The sequence below is a fragment of the Paenibacillus sp. A3M_27_13 genome, assembly GCF_024213315.1.
Classification (GTDB): Bacteria; Bacillota; Bacilli; order Paenibacillales; family Paenibacillaceae; genus Paenibacillus; species Paenibacillus polymyxa_B.
Window position 1 is genome coordinate 233724 of the sequence record NZ_JANAVE010000003.1, and the last position, 23854, is coordinate 257577.

At 43.1% G+C, this 23854-nt stretch carries 18 protein-coding genes and 1 pseudogene; 13 read left to right on the plus strand and 6 right to left on the minus strand.

Translation table 11 applies throughout. The annotated features are described in order from the left end of the window. Positions 1 to 232: 232 nt before the first annotated feature. Positions 233 to 390, plus strand: a pseudogene (locus NLX82_RS14045) (transposase); the annotation flags it as partial. A 174-nt stretch (positions 391 to 564) separates the two neighbouring features. On the opposite strand, the gene NLX82_RS14050 reads toward NLX82_RS14045, so the two are convergent. Next, positions 565 to 1944 carry a tetratricopeptide repeat protein gene (locus NLX82_RS14050; protein ID WP_139116777.1) on the minus strand — a complete coding sequence of 460 codons (1380 nt, stop codon included), beginning with the start codon at positions 1942 to 1944 and terminating at the stop codon, positions 565 to 567. A 325-nt stretch (positions 1945 to 2269) separates the two neighbouring features. On the opposite strand from NLX82_RS14050, the gene NLX82_RS14055 reads away from it, so the two are divergent. Beyond that, positions 2270 to 2707 (plus strand): hypothetical protein, encoded by a 438-nt coding sequence (locus NLX82_RS14055; protein WP_023990966.1) that lies wholly within the window; start codon positions 2270 to 2272, stop codon positions 2705 to 2707. 72 nt (positions 2708 to 2779) lie between these two features. Here the strand turns inward: NLX82_RS14055 and NLX82_RS14060 are convergent, their stop codons facing one another. After that, a complete protein-coding gene (locus tag NLX82_RS14060) occupies positions 2780 to 3895 on the minus strand; it encodes a WG repeat-containing protein (protein WP_068939142.1) in 1116 nt (371 codons plus the stop codon). A 510-nt stretch (positions 3896 to 4405) separates the two neighbouring features. On the opposite strand from NLX82_RS14060, the gene NLX82_RS14065 reads away from it, so the two are divergent. The 5 genes from NLX82_RS14065 (at position 4406) to NLX82_RS14085 (ending at position 8857) form a co-directional block, all read left to right on the plus strand. Further along, the gene (locus tag NLX82_RS14065) at positions 4406 to 4723 is read left to right on the plus strand and encodes a PTS sugar transporter subunit IIB (protein ID WP_013312603.1); all 318 of its coding nucleotides are present in this window, start codon (positions 4406 to 4408) and stop codon (positions 4721 to 4723) included. Further along, positions 4716 to 5048: a PTS sugar transporter subunit IIA gene (locus NLX82_RS14070; protein ID WP_013312602.1), complete on the plus strand. Its 333-nt coding sequence runs from the start codon at positions 4716 to 4718 to the stop codon at positions 5046 to 5048. Before NLX82_RS14065 ends, NLX82_RS14070 begins: the two co-directional genes overlap by 8 nt. Before the next feature lie 84 nt (positions 5049 to 5132). Continuing rightward, entirely contained in the window at positions 5133 to 6461 is a 1329-nt protein-coding gene (celB, locus tag NLX82_RS14075; protein WP_023990964.1) for a PTS cellobiose transporter subunit IIC, read from the plus strand. 73 nt (positions 6462 to 6534) lie between these two features. Beyond that, positions 6535 to 7944 (plus strand): glycoside hydrolase family 1 protein, encoded by a 1410-nt coding sequence (locus NLX82_RS14080; protein WP_254348595.1) that lies wholly within the window; start codon positions 6535 to 6537, stop codon positions 7942 to 7944. 202 nt (positions 7945 to 8146) lie between these two features. Then, positions 8147 to 8857 carry a GntR family transcriptional regulator gene (locus tag NLX82_RS14085; protein WP_023990962.1) on the plus strand — a complete coding sequence of 237 codons (711 nt, stop codon included), beginning with the start codon at positions 8147 to 8149 and terminating at the stop codon, positions 8855 to 8857. Between the two features lie 95 nt (positions 8858 to 8952). On the opposite strand, the gene NLX82_RS14090 is transcribed toward NLX82_RS14085, so the two are convergent. Continuing rightward, positions 8953 to 9489: a PadR family transcriptional regulator gene (locus NLX82_RS14090; protein ID WP_068939140.1), complete on the minus strand. Its 537-nt coding sequence runs from the start codon at positions 9487 to 9489 to the stop codon at positions 8953 to 8955. A 212-nt stretch (positions 9490 to 9701) separates the two neighbouring features. On the opposite strand from NLX82_RS14090, the gene NLX82_RS14095 reads away from it, so the two are divergent. Together NLX82_RS14095 and NLX82_RS14100 are read left to right on the plus strand one after the other, a co-directional pair. Further along, the gene (locus tag NLX82_RS14095) at positions 9702 to 10973 is read left to right on the plus strand and encodes an L-lactate MFS transporter (RefSeq protein ID WP_023990960.1); all 1272 of its coding nucleotides are present in this window, start codon (positions 9702 to 9704) and stop codon (positions 10971 to 10973) included. Between the two features lie 36 nt (positions 10974 to 11009). Next, positions 11010 to 12959 (plus strand): oxidoreductase, encoded by a 1950-nt coding sequence (locus tag NLX82_RS14100; RefSeq protein WP_023990959.1) that lies wholly within the window; start codon positions 11010 to 11012, stop codon positions 12957 to 12959. 172 nt (positions 12960 to 13131) lie between these two features. Here the strand turns inward: NLX82_RS14100 and NLX82_RS14105 are convergent, their stop codons facing one another. Next, positions 13132 to 14673: a family 43 glycosylhydrolase gene (locus tag NLX82_RS14105; RefSeq protein WP_254348346.1), complete on the minus strand. Its 1542-nt coding sequence runs from the start codon at positions 14671 to 14673 to the stop codon at positions 13132 to 13134. 402 nt (positions 14674 to 15075) lie between these two features. Here NLX82_RS14105 and hmpA point away from each other — a divergent pair, with 402 nt between their 5' ends. Beyond that, the gene (hmpA, locus tag NLX82_RS14110) at positions 15076 to 16308 is read left to right on the plus strand and encodes an NO-inducible flavohemoprotein (protein ID WP_076156632.1); all 1233 of its coding nucleotides are present in this window, start codon (positions 15076 to 15078) and stop codon (positions 16306 to 16308) included. 112 nt (positions 16309 to 16420) lie between these two features. Here the strand turns inward: hmpA and serS are convergent, their stop codons facing one another. Further along, positions 16421 to 17710, minus strand: coding sequence for a serine--tRNA ligase (serS, locus tag NLX82_RS14115; RefSeq protein WP_053326397.1), 1290 nt, complete (start codon positions 17708 to 17710; stop codon positions 16421 to 16423). Positions 17711 to 18528: 818 nt separating this feature from the next. Here serS and NLX82_RS14120 point away from each other — a divergent pair. After that, positions 18529 to 18780 carry an aspartyl-phosphate phosphatase Spo0E family protein gene (locus tag NLX82_RS14120; RefSeq protein ID WP_053326396.1) on the plus strand — a complete coding sequence of 84 codons (252 nt, stop codon included), beginning with the start codon at positions 18529 to 18531 and terminating at the stop codon, positions 18778 to 18780. A gap of 523 nt (positions 18781 to 19303) precedes the next feature. Continuing rightward, entirely contained in the window at positions 19304 to 20035 is a 732-nt protein-coding gene (locus NLX82_RS14125; RefSeq protein WP_053326395.1) for a hypothetical protein, read from the plus strand. Between the two features lie 38 nt (positions 20036 to 20073). On the opposite strand, the gene NLX82_RS14130 is transcribed toward NLX82_RS14125, so the two are convergent. Beyond that, positions 20074 to 20292: a hypothetical protein gene (locus tag NLX82_RS14130; RefSeq protein WP_053326394.1), complete on the minus strand. Its 219-nt coding sequence runs from the start codon at positions 20290 to 20292 to the stop codon at positions 20074 to 20076. An 870-nt stretch (positions 20293 to 21162) separates the two neighbouring features. On the opposite strand from NLX82_RS14130, the gene NLX82_RS14135 reads away from it, so the two are divergent. Beyond that, a complete protein-coding gene (locus tag NLX82_RS14135; protein ID WP_254348348.1) occupies positions 21163 to 23715 on the plus strand; it encodes a DUF2339 domain-containing protein in 2553 nt (850 codons plus the stop codon). Positions 23716 to 23854: the final 139 nt, after the last annotated feature.

A 23854-nucleotide genomic window follows, 5' to 3' on the forward strand; every position in this document is an offset into this window, starting at 1 on the left:
GCTTCCGTAGATATTCCCGATAGGAAGCGTCCAAAGATTGAAAAGGACAGCTCAGTTTCTCGAAGCATTTCATTTGTTACCGTAAAAGATCCTCTTCAATATATATTAGTTGCCGGTAGAACGATAAAAACAAAAGATGAGCTTAAGTAAAAAGGGAAAAAATTATTTATAGCGCTTTCATTGGAAGGTGTCAGGCTGTCGAGAATTCTTGGTAGCCTCTTTTATACCTACGATAGAGCAAAGCTTCGCGGATGCTAAAGAGCTTCACGGGTTTCGCTATTGCCTTGCGCGGACTCCCCAATCTCAGGGAACAGGCCTTGAATAACGGCAGCCGTGCAGAACATGAAGAAGATGGCGATTCACCTGGATCGCCTGGAGAGACGGTGGTAATCCTCTCGTTTCTCAACGTTACACATGCCAGAACATAAAGAGAAACCCAAGGTCTTAAAATGATCTTGGTTTCTCGACAATCTGAACCAGCTCGAAGAGCTGGTTATACAGTAGAGTTCCAATTGTAGTAGTAGCCATTTGGTTGAGGTGTCAAATTCAAAGCAACTTGCATTTCTAAAAGTAGAATAATCTTTCTTTCCGCACTTCAGAGATTAAATTGTGATATTCTAAACATATTTGTTTGGTTGAATAAACTTTAAATTGCTCAAACAATCCCGTACATTTGATGTAGAATACTTCATTATTTAATGAAGCAGATTTTCTTAAGCAGTCTATTAGGTATTTAAAACCGTGAGAATACATAGCTCTATTTAAACAGTAGTGAGCCAATTCGTATAGTAAACGAATGAGCTGATCAGATATATTTTGTGGGTCATATACGCTTTCTGGGTGTTGTTTAATATACTCTGTGATCTCTAATTTAAAGCGTTGGATTACATTATCTACATTAATATGATATCGGTTAGCAGCTTCAAAGATGTTGCATAAGGCTATAAGAGTTTCATCCTTTTTTGATTCAATATATGTTACATAATCCGAAATTACGCTCCCATCCCCGGACAAGAGCTTAATGACATAAAAATTAGCCTCTGCCCACTCTTGAAACAGTTGCTTCCAATGTTGAGCATCCTCGCTCGTCTCCACTACCCAACTCACATCTCCATAAGTGCGAATATATTGTAGTGTTCTCTCATAGTCACCTTTCGCTTCACAAACACATGCATGGAGCAAATTCGAATAGGCTATGTAGTAAAATAGCGGTCTGCTGGGTCTCTTTGGAGTTCTCTTTTTCTTTCGCTCCTGATGGTAAGCCAAACGATACTGAATTTGAGCCTTATAGTCCATTACAGATGCCCACTTATCTAGCTTATCCCATTGGCGCAACGAAAGATATATATTCGCCAAATTTCTTAGTGCCTCCAACTGATCGACCTCATTCAGCCGCTCAACATAGGGCTCAAACTGATTGGCAGCTTCGAGATTTCGTACATGATCGTCCCCTTGCTTCGCCATAAAAATGCGGTACTGACAAAGGGCTAGTCGCTCGGAGTGCTGCTTTTTCTCACCAACGGCTACGCTCTCATAAAGGATGATGGACGCTGCAAACTTTCCTTGTTGGAAAAAGTCCTCAGCTATGGTAAATAGGGCATCACCGTATGTTAGCTTCTCCATGAGCAAGCTGACAACCTGCTCAATGCAATCCAACATGTTCAACTCCGCACAATTGTACAAAAGGGGTCTGACTCTACGTATGTTAGGGGTTGTTGCACTCAAAAATTCCTCAATATAATTCTTGTAAAAATGTCCTTTGGGGTAACCCAACGTGGCTGTAATACGATCTAATTGTTGAACGGAAAGTGTACGGTTGCCTGTGACGATCCCGCTTACTGTACCCGGGTTTATACCTGCCACCAGACCGAATTGAGTAATGTTTAACTCATTCTGTTTCATGAAGTTTTCCAGTTCTGCGCGTATCGTGGTTGTAGGTTCCAAGTGTAACAACCCCTTTAACGTAACATTTTATGTATTCCGTTAGATAGCGATCTATAAGGATATTTATTGGGACAATCCGATGCTAAAATATAAATCCATTCTGGGAGATATTATACCATCTTATGGATGTATTATATATACTTTTCTACTAATTACTTTTTTGTGAATTAGGATTATTTCTTTGCATATTACGTTGTTAAAGTAAGCCGGAAATCACCCTAATAGTTGAGAGGGAATTGAGGCCAACATCAATGAATGTGGAGCCATTCAGATGTTCAAGCGACTCCGTCATTTCCTCTACAGCTTATATTCAGGGGGAATTTCAATGGCTAGAAGTGCAAGTACTTACGCGTCTGTAATTGACGGTTTTAAGGTAGAAACGAACAAAAAGTATTCGCCAGTAGGTGGAACGAAGTGTAATATTTTTGCACAAGATGTGATGTCTGCGATGTCGGCTTCCCTGCCAAGTGGCTTAGCCAATCAAATGGCTGATGCTTTACTGAATAAAAAGGCGCCGGGCTGGGACTCTGTAACCTTTCAGGATGCTCAAAAAAGAGCAAATCTAGGGTATCCTACCATCGGTATCAAAAAAGCGGATGGTCATGGTCATGTAGTCGTTGTCAGACCGAAGGGTTCATCGATTACGATTTTGAAAGAGGTACAGGTTGCTCAGGCGGGGACAAAAAATTATAACAGTAACACTATTAACTACTCGTGGGTGGCAGCAGATTTGCCTGGAGTGAAATTCTACACACACGACTAATTGGATTCGAGATATCGGCAATCTAATGACCCTGGAAGCAGATCCATTCGATCTGCCTCCAGGGTCGTTTTTTTATTTCGAAACAGAATGTTTAGATACAATGAACGCTTTGCCTGGCTTGATAAAAGCAACAGCATAGCCATTGGAGAAGGAGGAGGATTCCACTCTGTACTCAAGTTTAGTCAGCAGTTGTCCCTGACGATTGATGTAACCGAATTTGCCGTCTGAGACGGATGATTGTGTTTGTTTACCGACTAAAGCAAGGCCTTCTTTGAACGGAGTAGTAACATCATATTTTTGTTGATATTTAATGACCAGTGCTCCACTTTTATTAATAAATCCGACTTCGTTTTTTGCATTTTTCACACTCGCCAGGCCTTCACTAAAATCCTGGGCATCTGTAAATTTAAAGGGAATCACGACTTTTCCCTGTTTATTGATGAATCCCCATTTCCCCTTGGTATTTTGCACCGGGGCCAATCCTTCCGAAAAGTCTCCGCCAGATTTATATTGAGGAGGAATGACTTCTTTCCCTACTGTATTGATATATCCGTATAGCCCTTTGCTATTCTGAACAATAGCCAAGCCATTCGAGAAACCACGACTGTATTTGTATTTATAAGGAATCGCTAGTTGACCAGAGGCATTCACAAAACCGATCTTACCGGTGTTAGGGGCGTAGGCGAGGGCCAGACCGTCTGTAAATACATATTCTGACTCCACATTTTCTTTAAAATGAGAAAGGATTTTTCCCGTTCGATCTATAATTGCATTTTCTTTGGTGTCTGCTATGGTTACCTTTGCTTTTCCTTCAGAAAAGAAATTGGCTTCGGTATATTGGCAAGGGATGACCAGTGCCCCTTTGGTGTTAATGTATCCATAGAGATTGGTTTTTGTATTTTTGACTACGGCTCGCTGCTCATGAAAATCACCAATGGGTTTAAGCTCGGCGGGAAGTGAGAAAGCTTTCTCTCCTTTGGAATTGTAATACACGAGGTTTCCAGCAGATGTTTCAGCGGCTAATAAGCCATCATGAAAAGCACCATCGCTCAGCGGGCGAGCAACGTTGTAATCCAGAGCAGTTTTAGAAACTTCAATGGTTGTTGTGCTGGATGCGGCCCAGCCTGTTCCAATAACGGAGAGGCTAGTAACCAGAATCAATGCAGCTAATCCTAACTTTTTTAACATGCATAAGCTCCTTTGTGAGTTGACTTTTTAACTTCAGGCTTCGAAAAATCTTACCCTCATACGTAAGGTCTTCCATAATATAGACGATAAAAATGTAGGAATGTTTCTTGATATTCTAAATTTTTCTAATTTTCGGCACATGAGAAAGCCCTGCTTCCAAGTATGACACTTGCTATTCTCATCTCTACTCATCTCTTCTCACCCCAGCTATTCTTTGGCTACGGAGGGGCTATCAAGTTACTCCGTAAGCTCATGTTAGCATTTTACAGAATCGAATAACATATCATTTGGCAGAACCTCTTATAGTGAAAATCGATTACTATTGAGAGATTAAAGATAAGAGATCACGTTCATTTTCAAGAAAAAAAGTGAAGAAACAGTGTCATTTTAAAAAAAGTCTATACATATAAATTAAATGTATAGACAAATCAAAAGACTGGATTTATAATTACGCTGTAAACGTTTTCTAGTACTTAACATCCAATCAGACCTTGAAGGGAAGGAACAATCATGAAGAAAATTTTGCTGGCGTGCAGCTCAGGTATGTCTACAAGTTTGCTGGTTACTAAGATGCAGGATTATGCTAAGTCCATTGGAGACGAGGCTGAAATTTGGGCAGTAGGTCAAGATCAGGCGGCAGAAGATATGGCTAAGGCTGACGCAGTATTGATTGGCCCGCAAATGAGTTTTCTTAAAGGACAGCTGGAAAAGGAAGCAGCCCAATATGGTATTCATGTAGAAGTGATTGACATGATGGCATACGGGATGGTTGACGGTAAGAAAGCCTATGAGCAAGCAGTGAAGCTGGTGGAACGCAAAAATGGATAAAGTCAATATAGCTGAACTGACGGAAGAGCAAATTAGTTTCCAACTTATTCTTCATAGTGGAAGCGCTCGCAGTAAAGTAATTCAGGCGCTGACCGAATATCGAAATGAGAATGTAGAAGGTGCGGACGAACTGCTCAAACAAGCCAAGCAGGATTTACGTGCTGCGCATGATATCCATTTTCAAATGGTTAAGAAGGAAGCGGGAGGTACCCAAACTCCTTTCTCGCTCCTTCTAATGCATGCCGAGGATCATCTGATGTCCACGGTTACCATGAAGGATCTGGTTCTAGAATTGCTGGAACTGTTCAAATCCAGAAATTTATAACGGAACATGTAAGTTTGAGAAATTTGGGACATGAAAAGCTTGCAACCCTATTGATGCAAGTCACTTCGCGGGGAGGAATAGGCTTTGTTTGAAAAATTAAGCCGGATACTGATACCTATTGCCGGTAAACTGAACAACAACCGCTATCTTACTGTACTGCGTGATGCATTTATGCTGTCATTTCCATTAACGGTTTTTGGCTCCATTATCGTCGTTATTATCAATCTGCCGTTTCTAAAAGGGTGGATGGGCGACGGCAATTATGCGACTTTTAGCAGTCTGCTGAACATTGCGCCTAATGCCACACTGAATATCATGACCTTATTTGTAATCGTCGGGATTGGGTATTACCTATCTCGAAGTTATAAGGTCGAGCCCATATTTGGCGGCATGATTGCGTTGGCTAGTTTCTTGATGCTCACCCCGTTTGTGTTGACACAAGAAAGCGGTGCCACGATTGCTGGTGTCATTCCGGTTGATCGGATTGGTGCCAAAGGCATGTTCCTTGGTATGATCGTCGCTTTTATTGCGGCAGAGATATACCGAAAGGTGACGCAACGAAATTTTGTCATTAAAATGCCTCCAGGCGTTCCGCCGGCAGTTGCCAAATCATTTGCCGCTTTGCTTCCGGCATGTATTACATTGGGCATATTTTTGATCATTAATGTTGTAGTTACACTGACCCTTCATAATAACCTGCATGATCTGATTTATCATGCTGTACAGGCACCTCTGGTGCATTTGGGCAGTGGCATTATACCTACATTGATTGCTATTTTCTTTGTTCAGCTTTTATGGTTCTTTGGGCTTCATGGTCAAATTATTATTAACTCGGTTATGGACCCAATCTGGAATACGCTGGCACTTGAAAACTATGAAGCGTACTCCAAAGGAGCAGAACTGCCGCATATCATCACCAAGCAGTTTGTGGATATTTACACCGTAGGTATCGGTGGTACAGGTATGACACTGGCTGTCGTGCTTTCGATTCTGATCTTCCTGAAGAGTAAGCAATTGAAGCAGGTCAGTAAGCTGGCCCTTGGACCGGGTCTGTTTAATGTCAACGAACCCGTCATATTCGGTCTGCCGATTGTGATGAATCCGCTTATTTTTGTTCCATGGGTTATTTCTCCAATGATCGTTACGCTGATTACTTACTTTGCCATGACCACTGGGATTGTGCCGCCGCCAAACGGAATACAGGTTCCTTGGACGATGCCGTTGTTCTTTAGTGGAATGATGGCTACGGGCTCCCTGATGGGTGGCGTGCTGCAGTTGTTTAATATGGCTGTCGTCTTTGTCATCTGGTTCCCGTTCCTGAAAATTATTGACCGGATGAACGTTCGTAAAGAGCAGGAAGAGGAGCTTAGCCAAGCAGCCATTGCTGGTAAGGATCAAACTGTTGGAATGTAATGTGGATAAGCTGCTAGATTAGCAGCTTATTCATTGCAAAAGAGAGAGGAGTAGAGCTGTGAATCATACCGAAATGAAAGATACAGAGCAGCAAACCATTCAATACCGTTTTCCATCCGACTTCTGGTGGGGCTCATCGGCTTCGGCTACCCAAACAGAAGGAACCGTGGAGGGAGACGGCAAAGGACCGAACATTTGGGATTATTGGTTTGAGCAGGAGCCGAACCGTTTTTATGACGGGGTTGGACCTGGCGAAACGTCCCGTTTCTATACCCGTTACAAAGAAGATATTGCACTCATGAAAGAGCTTGGTCACAACTCTTTCCGGTTCTCTATTTCCTGGTCGCGTCTGTTTCCGGCAGGGAAAGGTGCAATAAACCAGCAGGCGGTTCAATTCTATAATGCCGTCATTGAAGAGTTGCATCAGGCGGGTATTGAGCCGTTTGTGAATTTGTATCATTTTGATTTGCCGATGGCTTTACAGGAAAGTGGAGGCTGGGTGAACCGGGAGACGGTCGAGGCTTACGTGGATTATGCTAACACTTGCTTTGAGCTATTCGGGGATCGTGTAGCCAAATGGTTTACACATAACGAGCCGATTGTCCCGGTGGAAGGCGGCTATCTGTACGATTTCCACTATCCGAATGAAGTGGATTTCGGTAAAGCCGTACAGGTGGGATATCATACCCTGTTATCGAGCGCCAGTGCCATTAAGGCTTACAGAGAAGGCGGTTATAAGGGCAAAATCGGAATTATTTTGAACCTGACGCCAACTTATCCGCGTAGTCAGCACCCGGCAGACGTGCAGGCTGCTGAAATATGCGATGCGTTCTTTAATCGTTCCTTTTTAGACCCATCTGTGACGGGAGAATTCAATCCTTTGCTCGTGGAGCTGTTACGCCAAGAGGGATATGTACCAAGCATGGAAGACGGAGATCGGGAGATCATACGCCAGGGCACTGTGGACCTGCTGGGGATTAACTATTATCAGCCACGCAGAGTCAAGGCTCGCGAAAGTCTGCCGAACCCGGATGCGCCTTTTGTGCCGGAACGTTTCTTCGATTATTACGTCATGCCTGGTCGCAAGATGAATGAAATGCGGGGCTGGGAGATTTATGAGAAAGGCATTTACGACATTCTGACCAATGTCAGAGAAAATTATGGCAACATTGAATGCTTCATTTCGGAAAACGGAATGGGCGTTCAAGGTGAAGAAAAGTTCAGAGATGAACAGGGCATGATCCGCGATGACTATCGCATTGATTTTATCCGTGAGCATCTCAAATGGGTCCAACGAGCGATCTCAGAAGGCTCCAATGTGAAGGGCTATCACTTATGGACGTTTATGGACAATTGGTCCTGGACGAATGCTTATAAGAATCGCTATGGTTTTGTGTCTGTCGATCTTCAGGACGGTGGCAAGAGATCCGTTAAACAGAGTGGGCACTGGTTCAAACAGGTGATCGAGAATAACGGATTCTAAGGTGGTCCTCTGGACCGCCTTTTTTTCTTCATCATCGTCAAAGAACTGTGCTGTACGCCGCTGGTGAGAAAGTATAATGTTCGGTATACTTACTTATACCGTAATACCTTAACGTCCCGCCTGCAGAACAAAAGGAACCAGCGCTACCGATGTTTTGGTAAAATGCTGACATAAAACAATTTTTAGTACAGGTGGTAGACAGATGAACAAATACGAGCGGATTGCACAAGAGGTCAAAGAGCGGATTATGAATAAGACCTATAGCAGTGATGATCCGATTCCCGATGAGATCTCACTGGCAAAGGAGTTTCGTGTAAGTCGGATGACGATTAAGCGGGCATTGGACACTTTGGTGATGGACGGGTTGCTGAATCGTAAAAGAGGACACGGAACCTTTATCGTCAAATCAGTTCACAATGGCCCTGTTAACGTTGTCGTAAATGAAATGCTGGGGTTAACCAACGTACTGCGCGGGAAAGAGATCAAAAATAAAATCGTCGCCTTTGACGTTCAATTTCCATCCGAAGAGGTAGCGACCCATCTATTTATTGATGCCAATTCTCCTGTATATCATGTGATCCGTCTGCGTGTCGTGGAGGGTGAGCCCTACGTTATCGAGCGCACATACATGCCCACGAAGCTGATCAGCGGTATTACAGAGGAGGTGCTGTACGGCTCGGTGTACAAACATATTAAGGAGGAGCTGGGACTTAATATTGTCGGTTCACACCGTACCATCCGGGCATCCAAGTCAACGGAACTGGATCGTGAGCATTTGGACTGCGCAGCGGATGATCCAATCTTGGAAATTGAGCAGGTGGGTTATCTGGATACAGGTATACCATTTGAATACTCGTTCTCGCGGCATCGGTACGATAAATTTGTGTTTACCACAGTGAATCGAATGCGTTGATTAGTAAAAAAATAAGCATAAGGGTTCGAGCTACATATTCTCGAATCCTTATGCTTTTTTGTGTTTACAATAAGTTTAAGGGAAAATGAGATGCTTTATTTTTTACAATAAGCAATAAAACTTTCTATCCATTGTATGGTTATAGTTTCGCGTAAAATAGCACCATCTAATACAAGATAATCGCCAAAATTATCACTATCAAGAGGAGGAATAGTTTCATAACGTTCTTTATTTTTGCGTAAATGTTCCAGCCTATCTTGATGTTGAAGCAGCTGATGTTCCAACAAATATAATCGGGTTGTTATATCCAGATGATTAGAAAAATACATTCTCAGCTTAAACACATCTTTGGGAGTGGGTTCAATAGGCTCTGCTTTTTTTAGCCATTGTAAAAAATCTTCTTTGCCTTTCTCCGTAATCGAATACAATTTTTTTTCTAAAATTTCTCCGCTAATTTGGATCTCGTAGACGATAAGTCCCTCATTAAGCAGTTTTTTTAATTCTGGATAGATCTGACTATGCTTTGCAGTCCAAAATTCGCCTAAATCTTTACTGAATTCTTTACCTATATCATAACCAGTCATAGGTTCTTTATTTAACAAGCCCAGAATGGCATATTTTAAAGTTCTCATAAGGCACTCTTCCTAACATTTTCGTCGTTTATTGGTTAAGTATAACATATTTAGCGAGTCCACAATAAGATTGATATATTATTGAAAACATATTTAATAGAACATATAACTACATACATGTTCCTGTTGATATATTGCAAAGCACGTGTTAATATTATTTCGAAATATGTGAATGATTTCACAATACAACGACGAGGGAGAAGAAGATCTCAGTGGAACTTACAAAAAAGAGATGGATTATTCTGATTGCAAGCTGTTTTATTAATCTGTGTATTGGATCAATTTACGCGTGGAGTGTATTTTCTGCCCCAATGGCAGAATATTTGAGCAGCGTCACAGGACTTAGTTTAACACCGGGGAATTTGGCTATTGCATTTACGATTACAAATTCGGTAGGTCCTATCACGATGATTTCAGGTGGCTGGATTAATGATCGATTCGGGCCCAAGAAAGTGATCTTTGTAGGGGGCTTGCTATTTGGAGGCGGTATGATTTTATCAGGATTTGCAACATCTGTAGGTTACCTGGTATTGGCTTACGGTATCGTACTCGGCCTAGGAACGGGAATGGTTTACGGATGCACAATTAGCAACTCTATTAAGTTTTTCCCTGACAAAAGAGGACTAGTTGGCGGTATAACAACGGCTGCTTATGGAATAAGCTCAGTTATTATACCTCCTATTGCCAATAGTTTAATCAGTAGGTCTGGTGTGACATCAGCATTCATTATCATCGGTATAGCATTTCTTATTATTGTATGTGCTGCTTCTTTCTTCATTGAGAAATGTCCATCTGACTTTGTTCCTGCAGGATGGACACCCAAGACTGTAAATGTTGGCCGTTCTATTCAGAACGACAAAGACTGGAAAGGCATGCTCTCAAGCCCTCTGTTTTATATCATGATCTTGTTATTAATGTGTGGTGCTTTTGCCGGACTCATGTGTACATCACAAGCTTCTCCTATAGCTCAGAAAATGATTGGTATGTCTGCGGCAGCCGCTACGACAGTTGTTTCCGTATTGGCATTGTTTAACACGGGCGGACGAATCGTTGCAGGCTATATTTCGGACAAAATCGGTCGAATCAATACCCTGGCTTTTTCTTCTGTCTTTTCGGTCATAGGGCTCACATTGCTTTATTTTTCAGGCGAAGGTAGTGTGTTGACATTCTATATTGGTATTTCAGTTATTGGTTTATGTTTTGGTGCACTGATGGGGGTATTTCCTGGATTTACTGCCGATCAGTTTGGTGTGAGAAATAATAGTGTGAATTATGGAATTATGTTTATTGGATTTGCAACAGCAGGATACTTTGGCCCATCGATTATGAGTCATGTTTACAGCACAGACAGTAGCTATCAGAGAGCCTTTGTCATTGCGGCCGTACTTGGCATAACCGGACTTGTTCTAACATTTGTATATAAGTTCACTACCCGAAAAAATCAGAAGATGGCTGTGGATATGAATCAGAAAGCTATCAATTAACCCATAGCAATAAATACAGATAAGGAGCATGAGATCATGCAAAGAAAATATCCCAATCTATGTAAACCAATTACAATTGGAAATGTGACTTTCAGAAATAGAATGTTTGGCTCTCCTATGGGAGGTACAGATATTACAGCTGACTGCACTATTGGGCCGAAATCTACAGCTTTTTATGAATTAAGAGCAAAAGGCGGTGCTGCGTCAGTTACGGTCAGCGAAGTCGTGGTTCATCCTGAGACGGAAGCTTCCCATATGTACCATCTGGATCTGGGGACAGTAGATTCTCTTGCTAGTTTTACCTATACTGCAGACGCTATTCGCCGTCACGGGGCAATTGCCAGTGTGGAATTGTCTCATTCTGGACAGTATGCAGGAACTTATCTGACTGACAAAAATAAGAAACAAGGACTTGCTCAGTGGGGACCCAGTCCAGGAGTACGTCCAGACGGCAGAGAAGTAAAGGAACTTACGCAAGAACTAATTGCTGACATTGTAGCAGCTTATGGTAGATGTGCTGGACTGGCCAAGAGAGCAGGTTACGAAATGATTATGGTTCATGGCGGACATGGATGGTTAATTAATCAGTTTTTTTCTCCTTATTTCAACCGCAGAACAGACAAGTATGGCGGATCTTTGGAAAACAGGGTGCGTTTTGCACAGGAGGTTCTTGACTGTGTTCGTAAAGCTGTGGGTTCTGGCTTCCCAATCGAGTTTAGAATGAGTGGCTCAGAGTTATTTGAAGGCGGCTATGGTCTGACAGAAGGTATAGAAATTGCTAAATTAATCGAATCAAGAGTCGACTTGCTTCATGTATCTGCAGGAACCTATCAGACAGGATTTGGTATCACACACCCTTCGATGTTCTTGCCTCATGGAAGTAATGTTTATCTTGCAGCAGAGATTAAGAAGCATGTAAGTGTTCCGGTTGCAACGGTCGGCGGATTAAATGACCCGGCACAAATGGAAGAAATCATTGCCAGCGGTCAGGCGGATGTTGTTGAAATGGCTCGCGCACTGCTTGCTGATCCAGAGCTTCCAAGAAAGGTGATGAGCAACCGTGACGAGGACATTATTAAATGTCTGAGATGCTTCACCTGTATGGCAGAACGTGCAGAAACATCCACAAGACGCTGTACAGTTAACCCATTAATTGGTCGTGAGATGGATGGAACAGAAATTTACCCTTCCCCTAATCCACGCAAGGTTTTAGTAGCCGGTGGAGGCCCAGGCGGGCTTTATGCAGCTCTTACTGCAGCCAAACGCGGACATAAAGTTATTCTATGTGAGAAGGCTGACGAGATAGGCGGTATTTTGAGGGGAGAGCAGGCGATTCCTTTTAAATATGAGATGTATGAATTAGGTGTTACTCTCGGAAAGCTGGCTAAAGACGCTGGCGTTGAGATCCGTTTGAATACACCTGTTACTAAAGAGTATGCAGAGAAAGAAAATGCTGATGCGTTAATTATCGCAGCTGGTTCCGCAGCAATTGTTCCTCCAATTCCTGGATTGAATGGTGATAACGTAGTCATTGTTAATAACTACTATCTGGAGAAGGATAGGGTCAGCGATAGCGTAGTCGTATTGGGAGGCGGTCTGGCAGGCTGTGAAGCAGCAATTCACCTTGCCCAGGAAGGTAAGACGGTTCATCTGGTAGAGATGAGAACGGAGCTGGCTCCGGATGCTAATATTAGACATCGTCCGATTATGCTAAAAGAAATCGAAAAGAATAACATTCAGGTTCATTTAGGATTTAAAGGGCTGAGTGTTACACAAGAAGGTGTTGCTTGCGCTGATCAAAATGGTGAAGAACATTTTGTTCCAGGTACTTCAGTCATTTGTGCGCTTGGACAACGTCCAAGAAGAAACGTAGTAGATGAGTTAATTGATTGTGCACCTTATGTTGCACAAATCGGAGATTGCGTTAAGGCATCTACTATCACGACTGCAATATATCAAGGATATCATGCAGCGCTTGATATCTGATTATCTGCGACTCACCATCATTGCCCGGCATGGGACACTTCAGGAGTCTAAGAGAGGTACTCGAACATAGCGGTTCAACACAAATTGCACAGCTCCTGCAAATGGGTACAACATTGCGCAAGAGCTGTGCGATATTTTTTTAAGGATTAAGGCAATATTCCAAGTGTGAAAGTTAATTGCTAAGCAATCTTACTTCATGCACCGTCGGGGTATACCAGTTGTTCGGATTATTGAATAGCACTGCATTTACAAGGTTAATTCGCACGTAGCGAGCTTGAAAATTGACTTTGTCACTGGTAAAACCATACGTGGTATTACCTGTGCGATCAATCGTGAAGTAGTTAACTCCATCCGTGCTGTATTCAATTTTATATTTGTAATACGCTTCAGATCCTTTGTACATAAACCATGAAATATCCACTTCGCTGATGGTCTTGGTACTGCCTAAATCGACCTGCCACCAAGCGGGCCAGGATGCAGAAGCAGCCTTCCACGAGGTTTGGGCGTTGCCGTCGTTCGCTAGTGAAGCTGGAGAACTGGATGCGGCTGAGCTAGCAGTCGCTGTTTTGCCCTGTGCGTGATTCACAAGGGACGGCAGGATTACTGTGCCTGTCGCAGCATCCAGATCCCAGCTACTGTACCAGTTCAGGGTTGCTGTTTTGTTGGAGTCATTCAGAGTTAGTGGCAACCAGATGAATTTGTGGTCGCTCAGATTGAGCGGATTCCAGCGGTCGCCCATATAGATGTAGCTGGTTCCTGCGCTACCCGTAACCGTGGCGATGGAATGGATTTGCGAGCCGTAAGCCGCCGGATCACCGAAGGGCGACAGAGCAGACCAGCTTCCAGTCATGGAACTGGCGGTTGCGTGAGCGCCCTGATTCGGATACCAGCCAGATGCCTGCGAGGTGAACAGATAGTAGGTATTGTTCTTTTTCACAACAGCAGGAGCTTCGCGATAGCCATTTTCAAAAATCCAGCCAACGAACGACTGCACGCCTGTATAATCGGCTGTCAGCTTGAAGATCGCCATCGTATCGTTGGCACCGCCATTTTTACGGGAAGCTGTAATAAGGTAGCCGCTACCGTCCGTATCCGTGAACACCGTCATATCACGAGACTCGTAATTCAGCGGGCGGAAGCTGCCTTGGTAGGCAAAGTTTCCGTCGGGTGTATCGCTGGTAGCGACGGCTACACGACCTAGTGAGTAGTCCGTGCCATTTTCATAGTGCGCCCATAGTACATATTTTCCGGTGGTTTTGTTGTAGATGACTTTGGGACGCTCGATTTTGCTCGAATTCAGCTCAGGGGCGGAATCTTTGGTGAGAATACTGCTGCGGAAGGACCAATTTTTCAAATCGGTTGAGGTATATACGTTCACTTTTTCAAATTTCCAGTTTTCGGCGTGCTCGCCGTACCAATAATAAGTAGAACCTACTTTTAGAATATTACCGCTGTTCGCCTGAATCGGGTTACCTGCGGTGTCTTTCCAATCCGTTCCGTTCGTAATGGCTGTGCTTGCTGTTGCGCTCAGGGATAGTTCAGCATTGGCGACGTCCAAACCATTCAGCGCTTGGTTCACCTCGGTCCCGTAGGTTGCTTGCGTAACGCCTGTTGTATTGGCGTGTGCTGTATCGGGTTGAAGACCCGCACTGGCCACTGCGAATAGGATACAAATCCATGCGGCTAACCATTTGCTGCTGTTGATCCACTTCACGATATCATCTGCCTCCTTTAACACGGATAGGATGGGTCGGAATGGCTTGTCCGGCACCTCATTTTCGATTTTACCCTAATTGGAAGCGTTTACAAGTGGAATAAATTGAAGTCTTTAGCATGGTGAAACTGTTGTTACGAGAAAGGACAAATCTGATCACTGCATACAAAATAGGTATATAGATATTTGAAACTTTGGGGAAAGCTCGTCAGTTATGTGGGAAGCGTTTGTAATTGTGCGTTTTGTCATTGACACGTTCACATTATTTTAAATTTAAAGTGACTGGAATCACATAAACGGTTACTTTATGTGGGTATACTTGCTTTAAATTGAGGGTTACAAATGGGACATATATTGAAATACCCTTTGTTATCTTATTTTGGAGAGAAGAGGGATACAAAGATGCTAAGTGAGCAAACCATTGCAACGATCAAATCGACTGTACCTGTTTTGGAGGTACACGGAACTACAATCACCAAGCGTTTTTACCAGATGATGTTTGAGGCCCATCCCGAGCTTCTCAATATATTCAATCACGCGAATCAGAAGCAAGGACGTCAACAGGGAGCGCTGGCCAATGCTGTATACGCGGCTGCACAGCACATTGACCGTCTGGAGGAAATTCTTCCGGTGGTACGCCAGATTGCACATAAGCATCGCAGTTTGGGAATTAAGCCCGAGCATTATCCTATCGTCGGAAAATATCTGCTCGCTGCGATCAAGGACGTACTGGGAGATGCGGCTACAGACGAGATCATTGCCGCATGGGCCGAGGCCTATGGTGTGATCGCTAATGTATTTATAGACGTGGAAGCTGAAATGTACAAGGAGGCTGGACAGCAGCAGGGAGGCTGGTCAGACTTTAAGAGCTTTGTTGTGCAGAAAAAGGTTAAGGAAAGCGACCAAATTACGTCCTTTTATCTGGTGCCGCAGGATGGACAGGTGTTGCCTGAATTCGAGCCCGGACAATATATAAGCTTAAAAATGGAAATTCCGGGAGAACATAATACCCACATTCGTCAATACAGTCTTTCGGATGCACCGGGCCAACCTCACTACCGAATATCTGTAAAGCGAGAGGATGCTGTAGAGTCCCGTCCGGCAGGTAAAGTATCCGTGTATCTGCATGAGCAGGTGCAAGAGGGCGATGTGCTTCAGGTATCTGCACCGGCGGGTGATTTTACGCTGGATCGGGCAGATCGCAGACCTGTCGTGCTGATCAGCGGCGGGGTCGGGCTAACCCCGATGGTCAGTATGCTGGCTTCCTTGGTGAAATCTGCTCCGCATCGGCCTATCACCTTTGTCCACGCAGCAGTCAACGGGGATAACCATGCTCTGCGCAATGAGGTAGAAAAGCTGGTCGCCACACATGATGCACAGGCTGCAGTTCGTTGGTGTTACAGCAGACCAACGGAGCAGGATCGGCTGGCACAGGCTTTTCACAAGGAAGGTCGTTTGGATCTGGACTGGTTGCAATCCGTGATACCGGAACGTAACGCACAATATTACTTTTGCGGCCCTGAGGGATTCATGCAATCGGTATACGGCCTGTTGAAAGAGTGGAATATCCCTGCTTCGGATATCCACTATGAATTCTTTGGCCCTGCCAGCGCATGGGAAGCAGAAGCACAATGACACAATGGGACATCAAAAAAGACGAAGGATAGTTGTCCTTCGTCTTTTTTGCGATGATTACAATGGGAAATCCTGCTCATTGGGTACTACTTTTCAAAGTGCGCTCCTGTTTTCATAACAAGGGAGTACGCAAAAATTCCATACCTTGCGGCATATATGGGCGTAAAGCCTCCGGAATACGGATCGAACCGTCCTCTTGCTGGTGATGCTCCAGCAACGGGATCAGAATCCGGGGCGAAGCGACCGCTGTGTTATTGAGCGTGTAACAATATTTCAGCTTGCCGTCCGCATTGCGGTACCGGATGTTGGAACGGCGCGCCTGGAAATCAAGCAGCTGGGACGACGAATGTGTCTCGCCGTAAGCCTGGCGGCTGGGCATCCATGTCTCAATGTCCACCTGCTTGTAGGTTTTTTGCGCCATGTCGCCTGTACAGACAGCCATCTTACGGTAGGGCAGCTCCAGCAGTTGAAGCAGGTCTTCCGCATTGCGCGTAATCTCCTGAAACATCTGTTCCGAAGCGTCCAGGCTGGCTTCGCAGATGACGACCTGCTCAACCTTGGCAAACTGGTGCACACGATACAGTCCGTGCACATCCCTTCCGGCCGAGCCGACCTCATTGCGGAAGCATACGGACACGGCTGCCAGCCGAATCGGGTCCGTAACATCCACGATCTCACCGCTGTAATACGAGACCAGCGGCACTTCCGAAGTGCCTACAAGCCACTGATCCTCTCCTGTGATGCGGTACGTCTGATCCAGTCCGAGCGGGAAGAAACCAGTGCTGCGCATGGCCTCTGCACGTACCATCAGCGGAACATCCAGCAACTGGAATCCGCGTTCAGTCAGCAGATCCACCGCAAGTTGCTGCACAGCTCGATGCAATGCAACCCCTGCTCCCGTCAGATAGTAGTTACGGGTACCGGCTGTTTTGACACCCCGAGGGACGTCGATTAGCTTATGAAGCTCACCGAGCGTCATATGATCCTTTGGTTTAAATCCGAAGTTCGGAACCGGCCCGACCTGCTCCAGTTCTACATTATCCTCATCCGATCTCCCCTGTGGCGTATCTGGCGATACGATATTAGGCATCAGAAGCAAGAGTTGTTGAAACTGTTCCTCTACTTCCTGTTGCGGGGCTTCCAGAAGATCTAGTCGTCCGTTAATTTCTTTGACCTGCCGCTTTGCCACTTCTGCCTGTTCACTCTGGCCGGCATGGATTAGCGCGCCAATATCCTGACTACATTGATTACGCTTCTGCCGAAGCTGTTCCACTTCCTGAAGTAGCTGTTTTCTCCGATCATCCAGGGTCAACAGCTCTGCGACCGATACCTGTATTCCTTTGCCGTCTGCTGCTGTCTGAACCTGTTCTTGATGCTCTCTGATCCATTTGATATCCAACATGACACCGCACTCCTTTTCGGATAAAAATACAAAAAGCGCCCTCATCCACATGGGACGAGGAGCGCTTTGGTCTCGCGGTGCCACCCAAATTGACCAGACAGCATGACAGATGTCATAACTCTCCAATCCACTTTGCTCCGCTGTAACGGGCGGGTCCGGTTTACTTAGGTACATATCGCCATATCCTACGCTAACGTATGGTCCTTGGCGTAAACGCCTCCGAGTTGGATGCTCTTCATAGGCATAATATCGTTTGCTTTTTTGTTAGTATACGGATTTTTGGCAGGGTAATCAAGCTACAACAACTTTTTGAGCTGCGATATACGGCTTTGTGACACACCAAGCCACTGTGCATATTCGCCCTGCTTGGCATGGGGATATTCATGCAGAAGTTCCCTTAGGCGTTGGATTAATTTTTTTGATGATTGGTTTACTCTCTTTCCTTTCTACGCAGGTTTCTTAACCATTGGAGCAGGAGTGCGGCTAACGAATTGTGCACGATAATGCTGTCCTTGAAACAGGAAGAAAACTTCAAAAAGTGTGGAAAGAAATCGATCAAAAAGATGGCTTTGCTCTTGGTAACTACTAGCTTTTTACTGGTATTGGTACTACCGGTTCAGGCTAAAGACTCAACTCTTGGCAAAGCCAAACTGCAAGAACACACTGGTACAGCTTGATTCAGGTTCTAATTTCATTACCACTGACCAGCCTAAACGCTGGTCTTTTTTGTTATATTATGCTGATTTTTGATTGCAAAAATAGCAATTAATATTTCCATATTCCAACCTAAAATGAGATTAATTAGGAGCGGATGTGATATGAATACAGATGAAACGCTAAATCAACAGTTGGAAGATGCCCGGCAACGATTGCATGATCTGTACGAACAATATAATTTCGGATATGCCTGTGTGCTTGAGCAGTCTATGTTTTTGGATGAACTGATAAATCAGTACAACCGTATGTTTCAGACCAAGAAGCTGACCCAAATGATACAACTAAACATCTTCATGCTTTCAGAGCCACATCAGCTATATTGTTTTTCTTGTCTTATGCCTAGTTCCGTTTAAATAAATGAAATAGATTCGACTTATGCAAAACTATTCCTCCTCTCAACTAATTAATAAATCATTCTATATAATGGATTTTTTTAAATAAAAATACATTAAAAAGTAATAAGTTTTGAGGTATAGGTAAGAATTGATACATATATTAATTTCAAAAACCAACCAATGACCATTAAAATCTATCCTTTGACCTAAAGGAAATGGCAATTCAATCTTGTTAAAAGCTTTGGAAGGTTAGCTATCTAGGAGAGGGGATTCATTTATAGGGGATTATTGAATTTTATGGTAGGAAAATAGAAGTTTTGTGATACAATTATTATTATAAATATTTCCTTTGATTAAAAATTATAATAATAATTCAATATTTTTGGTGATATGATTTCACATGCAAATTTCTCCACTCTACTTTTTGCTCGATTACATAACATTACATACTCACATATTTATTAGCGTTGTTAGTCGCTTTTTTTGTAAGTTTCTATGCAAAAAAAAGTTTCTATAAAATAATATTATTGGAGGTATTTATTTGAAAAAGAAAAGTATTGCATTGTTTGCTCTATCATTAGCTCTATTTTCTGTTCCCGTTGTATCTGTTGCAAATGCTGAGGTAACTAATTCTAATATTGCTGTTAGTGAGTCAGCTACTTCACAGCCCGAAGTAGTTAAAGCCTACATAACTACAGAGAGTGGTTTGGAAGAAATCTCGTTAAATGAGTATCAAAAGCTCCTTTCTCAAGAACAGCCACAGACAGTCACAGCTCAAGTTTATGATAGCGGAAATAGGATTAGTCCAATGGCTGATACTGGTCTTGACTTTGTTTTTAAGCGTAAATTAATTCAATCCGCATATTATCCTCAACAATTACAAGTAGATCAGAAAACCGATATAACTGACTATATTAAAAATTCAAGTAAAACTACCACATTAACGCAAATGGTAGGTTGGTCAAAAAGTTTTTCGTGGAGTGCGAATATGACCATTTCCGCTAAATGGAATGACGCAGTAACTCAAGTTCTAGGAGGTGGCTGGTCGACTACTGAAACCCATCTTTATAATAGTTCTCTAACTGTTCAGCCTGGATATCAAGCGAAACTACAATTCACCCCTATTTATAAAGTAGTTAGAGGGGACCTGGTTGGTTATAATTATGTGGGCACGGTATTAGAGCGTATCAAAAATGTTACCATTAAATCACCTGTTAAACTTGCGGGTGGTAAAGTACAAGGTGTAGTCACAGTAGTAGAAAGAAGGCTCTAGTACTTAAATTATTAAGTTATAATGTAAAAGAAGAAGGCCTAGGCCTTCTTCTTTTTTTTCAAATATCCATATTCACTTATAATTAAGTAAGCTACTCCAATAATCAAAGCCATTACGGCAAAAACTTTTAAAGAACCAAACGGAGCATAAAAAGGATTTAACTGCCCGGCTCCTGTAATTGCTGCACAAAGATAATAAGAAGAATACAATATAGCAGATATAAAACAGAATATTGTTCCTGTCGCAGCCCTATTCATTGTCATCATCCTTTATAATTTTATGTAATAAATCCAAAAAATATAAACATGATTATTATAATCCAAAAGGTTGCGCACATCAACTTTTGGAGATTATCAATAGTCATCACTTCTTTTACCCCTCTCAGTCATCCTGACAGAATCAAAACGAAGGATGAATTTGTAAAAAAACTTCAGTCAAAATGAAGTGGTTTACAATGTTCCGGAGGCTACAGATAAAACCAAAGTAATTATTGCATATGACGTACTTATGTTAAGGAAGAATAACAATCGTTAAAATTTACACTCATTACAAAAAATAAGAAAGCTAATTTTAAGTGACATGCAGAAAGCCCTAAAGTCTGTGACGACTTTCATGAAAAAGTATTAATTTTGTGAAAGGAAGAATCCTACGGAGTTCTTCCTTTTTTTGTGGAAATCTAGAACGCTTAGATAAATCTGAACTATACACTCTACTTTATTTCTTTTTATGACTTACTTTTTTCATCATGATCCTTCCAATAAAAATAAATACAAAGAAAGATTAAGATAAGTGGAAATAAGTAAAAAGCATCATTAAACCCTGAGGAATGGGTGACTCTTAAATAGTATAAAAGCCAAAACATAGACATGCTTGCTATCAAAGCTATAGTGCCACTTATTGAATACATGTATATCTCCTTTCAATTTGGATTTCATGTTTGCGAAGGGGAAAGGTAGGCTTTATTTCATATGTATATCCATTCTACTTCATCTGCGAACATGAAACTGGAAGAATATATAAGTAAAAGCCCCAATTTAACGTCCAAAATGGGCTATAGTCTCTATAATGCCTTTTTAATTTCATGTAAAATGTAATGATTACCAAAATGGACAGCGATGGAGGAGAACATGGAGGATTTTAAAGATCGTTTACATACGATCCGCCAAGAACAGAACAAGCTGCTCAAGGAGTATCAAACATTAATCGCGGACTATGAAGCCTCAGATATCATTCTGGAGAATGAGGTTCTGCGAAAAAAGTTCGAGGATTATCAGGCTCGCTGCATTCACTTGGAAGAGCGAGTACGACATATTGAGCAGGAAAATGGAAAGCTGCGCACTGCGCTGACGGAGCAAATGCTGAGTGAAAAAGCGAATATGATCCGCATTTCGCGTGAAAAGCTGGAGACCTATTTTGCCTCCAGAACTACAGAAGGGGAAAATCGGCTGACAGCCTTTGAATATGGGGCTAAAAACCGGGTGGACCAGCTTATTCAGCAAACTACGCATGAGCTTAAAGAAGATCAGGACGAGATCGTCGCCAGATTACGACTGTTCTCAGAGGAGATTCGTGACCGGATCATGGAACAACGCGAGCGGTTTCAGGAGGCCGAGCGCCAATTGCTTCAGCAGACGGCAAGCGAGTTCCAGCAGTTCGGAGAAGAAGAGATCAGCGAGGAAACGATGCAGAAGCGCATGAAGCAAAATCAGTTTGAAATGAAGCTAGGCTTGAACTGGATCAACAAGCTGGGGATTTTTCTCATTATATTGGGTGTGGGAGCCGCTTTTAAATACTCATACTCGAACTGGTTTACAGGAAATATGAAGGGCGTGGCCTTCTTTCTGCTAGGAGCGTTGATGCTGGGCGGCGGGGAGTGGCTGTACCGCAAGCAGAAGCAGACCTTTGCGCTCGGTATTTTGGGCGGCGGTATTTCTGTGTTGTACGGATCGATTTTTTACAGCTACTTTTTGTTAGAAATCATAGGAATGTATACAGGCATAGGCTTATCCGTACTCGTTACGGTGACCGCTGTGCTACTGTCATTAAGGTATGAATCCCGAACGATATGCTCTTTTGGTTTAGTAGGGGGATATCTCCCGCTCTTTTCCTATATGGCAGCGAACGGACTGGAAGGGAACGCCGTGTATATCGCCATGGGCTATTTGTTCCTGTTAAATTTGCTGATTCTGCTTGTATCCTTCCGCAAACGGTGGGTCGTCGTGCAATATATCAGCTTTTTACTTAATACGCCCTTGATGATTGTGCTGGCGTGGTTATCGGAAAGTGCCGTAGCGAGCATGCTGTATGCAGTCATTACATTTGCGATGTACCTCGGGATGACGCTGTGGGTGCCGTTCCGTTTAAAATCAAAACTCTCATGGCTGGATTTCTCCCTTTTGGCTCTGAATACAGTCGTGAGCTGTTCCGTTCTGTATTCTCTGTTCGGCGATGCAGGCCTGGATGATTATAAAGGCTTGCTGGCTCTCGTCTTTTGCTTGGTGTACGGGGGTCTGGGACAATGGGTCCGTCGATATATTCCAGAGGAGAAACAAACCAAAATATTATTTTATGCGACTTCGTTGACCTTTGCCATCCTTATGGTGCCGTTCCAGTTTGGAGTTAGATGGTTATCCATGGGCTGGTTGATCGAAGCGGTTCTTCTTACATTATATGGGCACCGTTACCGGTTGAAGGAATTGGAACGAGCTGGCTGGGGCATTTTATTACTGTGTCTGGGCGCATTCTTTTTCGTCGATTTCCCTATATATCTGTTGTCAGGATTTGAGACAGACTATTTTGGACTCAAATATACGCTCATTACACTGGGAATGTTGATCGTTACCGTCTTCTATGCGATTCAATTTAGCCGTCCGAATGCTTTCAAAAACAATCGTTTGTACGAAATGCATATCATGCAAGGATTTAAATATGTAGCTTTGGTGAACGTGTATTTCTACCTTTTGTATGAAGCCGGGCATTGGTATAACATCGTTGTATCCGACGGGTTTGTCCATTACACCTTGTACAAAGTGTTGTTGTACACCTGCGTATCGCTGGTGTTGGCTTATTTCCTGCCTAAGGTGAGGTTGCTGTATGATCGGGTGATTAAATACTACAGCTTGGCGTTGTACGTCATAGGCTACGCGCTGGCACTGGTGATCACCGTAACGGTTCCAACCTTGCATGAAAATTATGCACAAAATACGGCTGTTGATTATGTGGCGTTAGTGGTACTCGCAGCCTTTAATGTGCTGGTATTCTTCAGCAGCAGGGATTTTCTGAACGCACTGATGACCCGACATTATAGAAGCAATGAGTTGTATCCGGTCATTATGGGTGTATATTTGCTGGGTATCATAACCGCCTTTCTCGGAGTTCAGTTCCGCCTGGGGGATGCTGGTCTTGTGTTCAGTCTGGTGTATTTGCTGCTGGCCATTTTGTATATTGTATACGGCTTCCTCAAGCGAGTGGTCTACATTCGCAGATTTGGATTGGGCTTGACCTTGCTGTCGACAGGTAAGCTGCTGTTGTATGATCTGCACCTGTTAACGACGGGGAGCACGATTGTAGCCTACTTCTCTTTTGGTGTTGTACTGTTGGCGATTTCGTATATTTATCAAAAAGTATCTAATCGCATGGGAGAGACCATAATAAAGAAGGATGTTGAAGAAAATATGTAGTTTTCTGTTGTATTTTGTAGATACGGAACATTATGAAAATAAATCCGGTAATAGTGAAAAATTATGCATGACCTTACATCCTACTTACGCTATAATGAGTAAAAATTATTTATGTGCGCATGCTCATGTTTATGCGTAA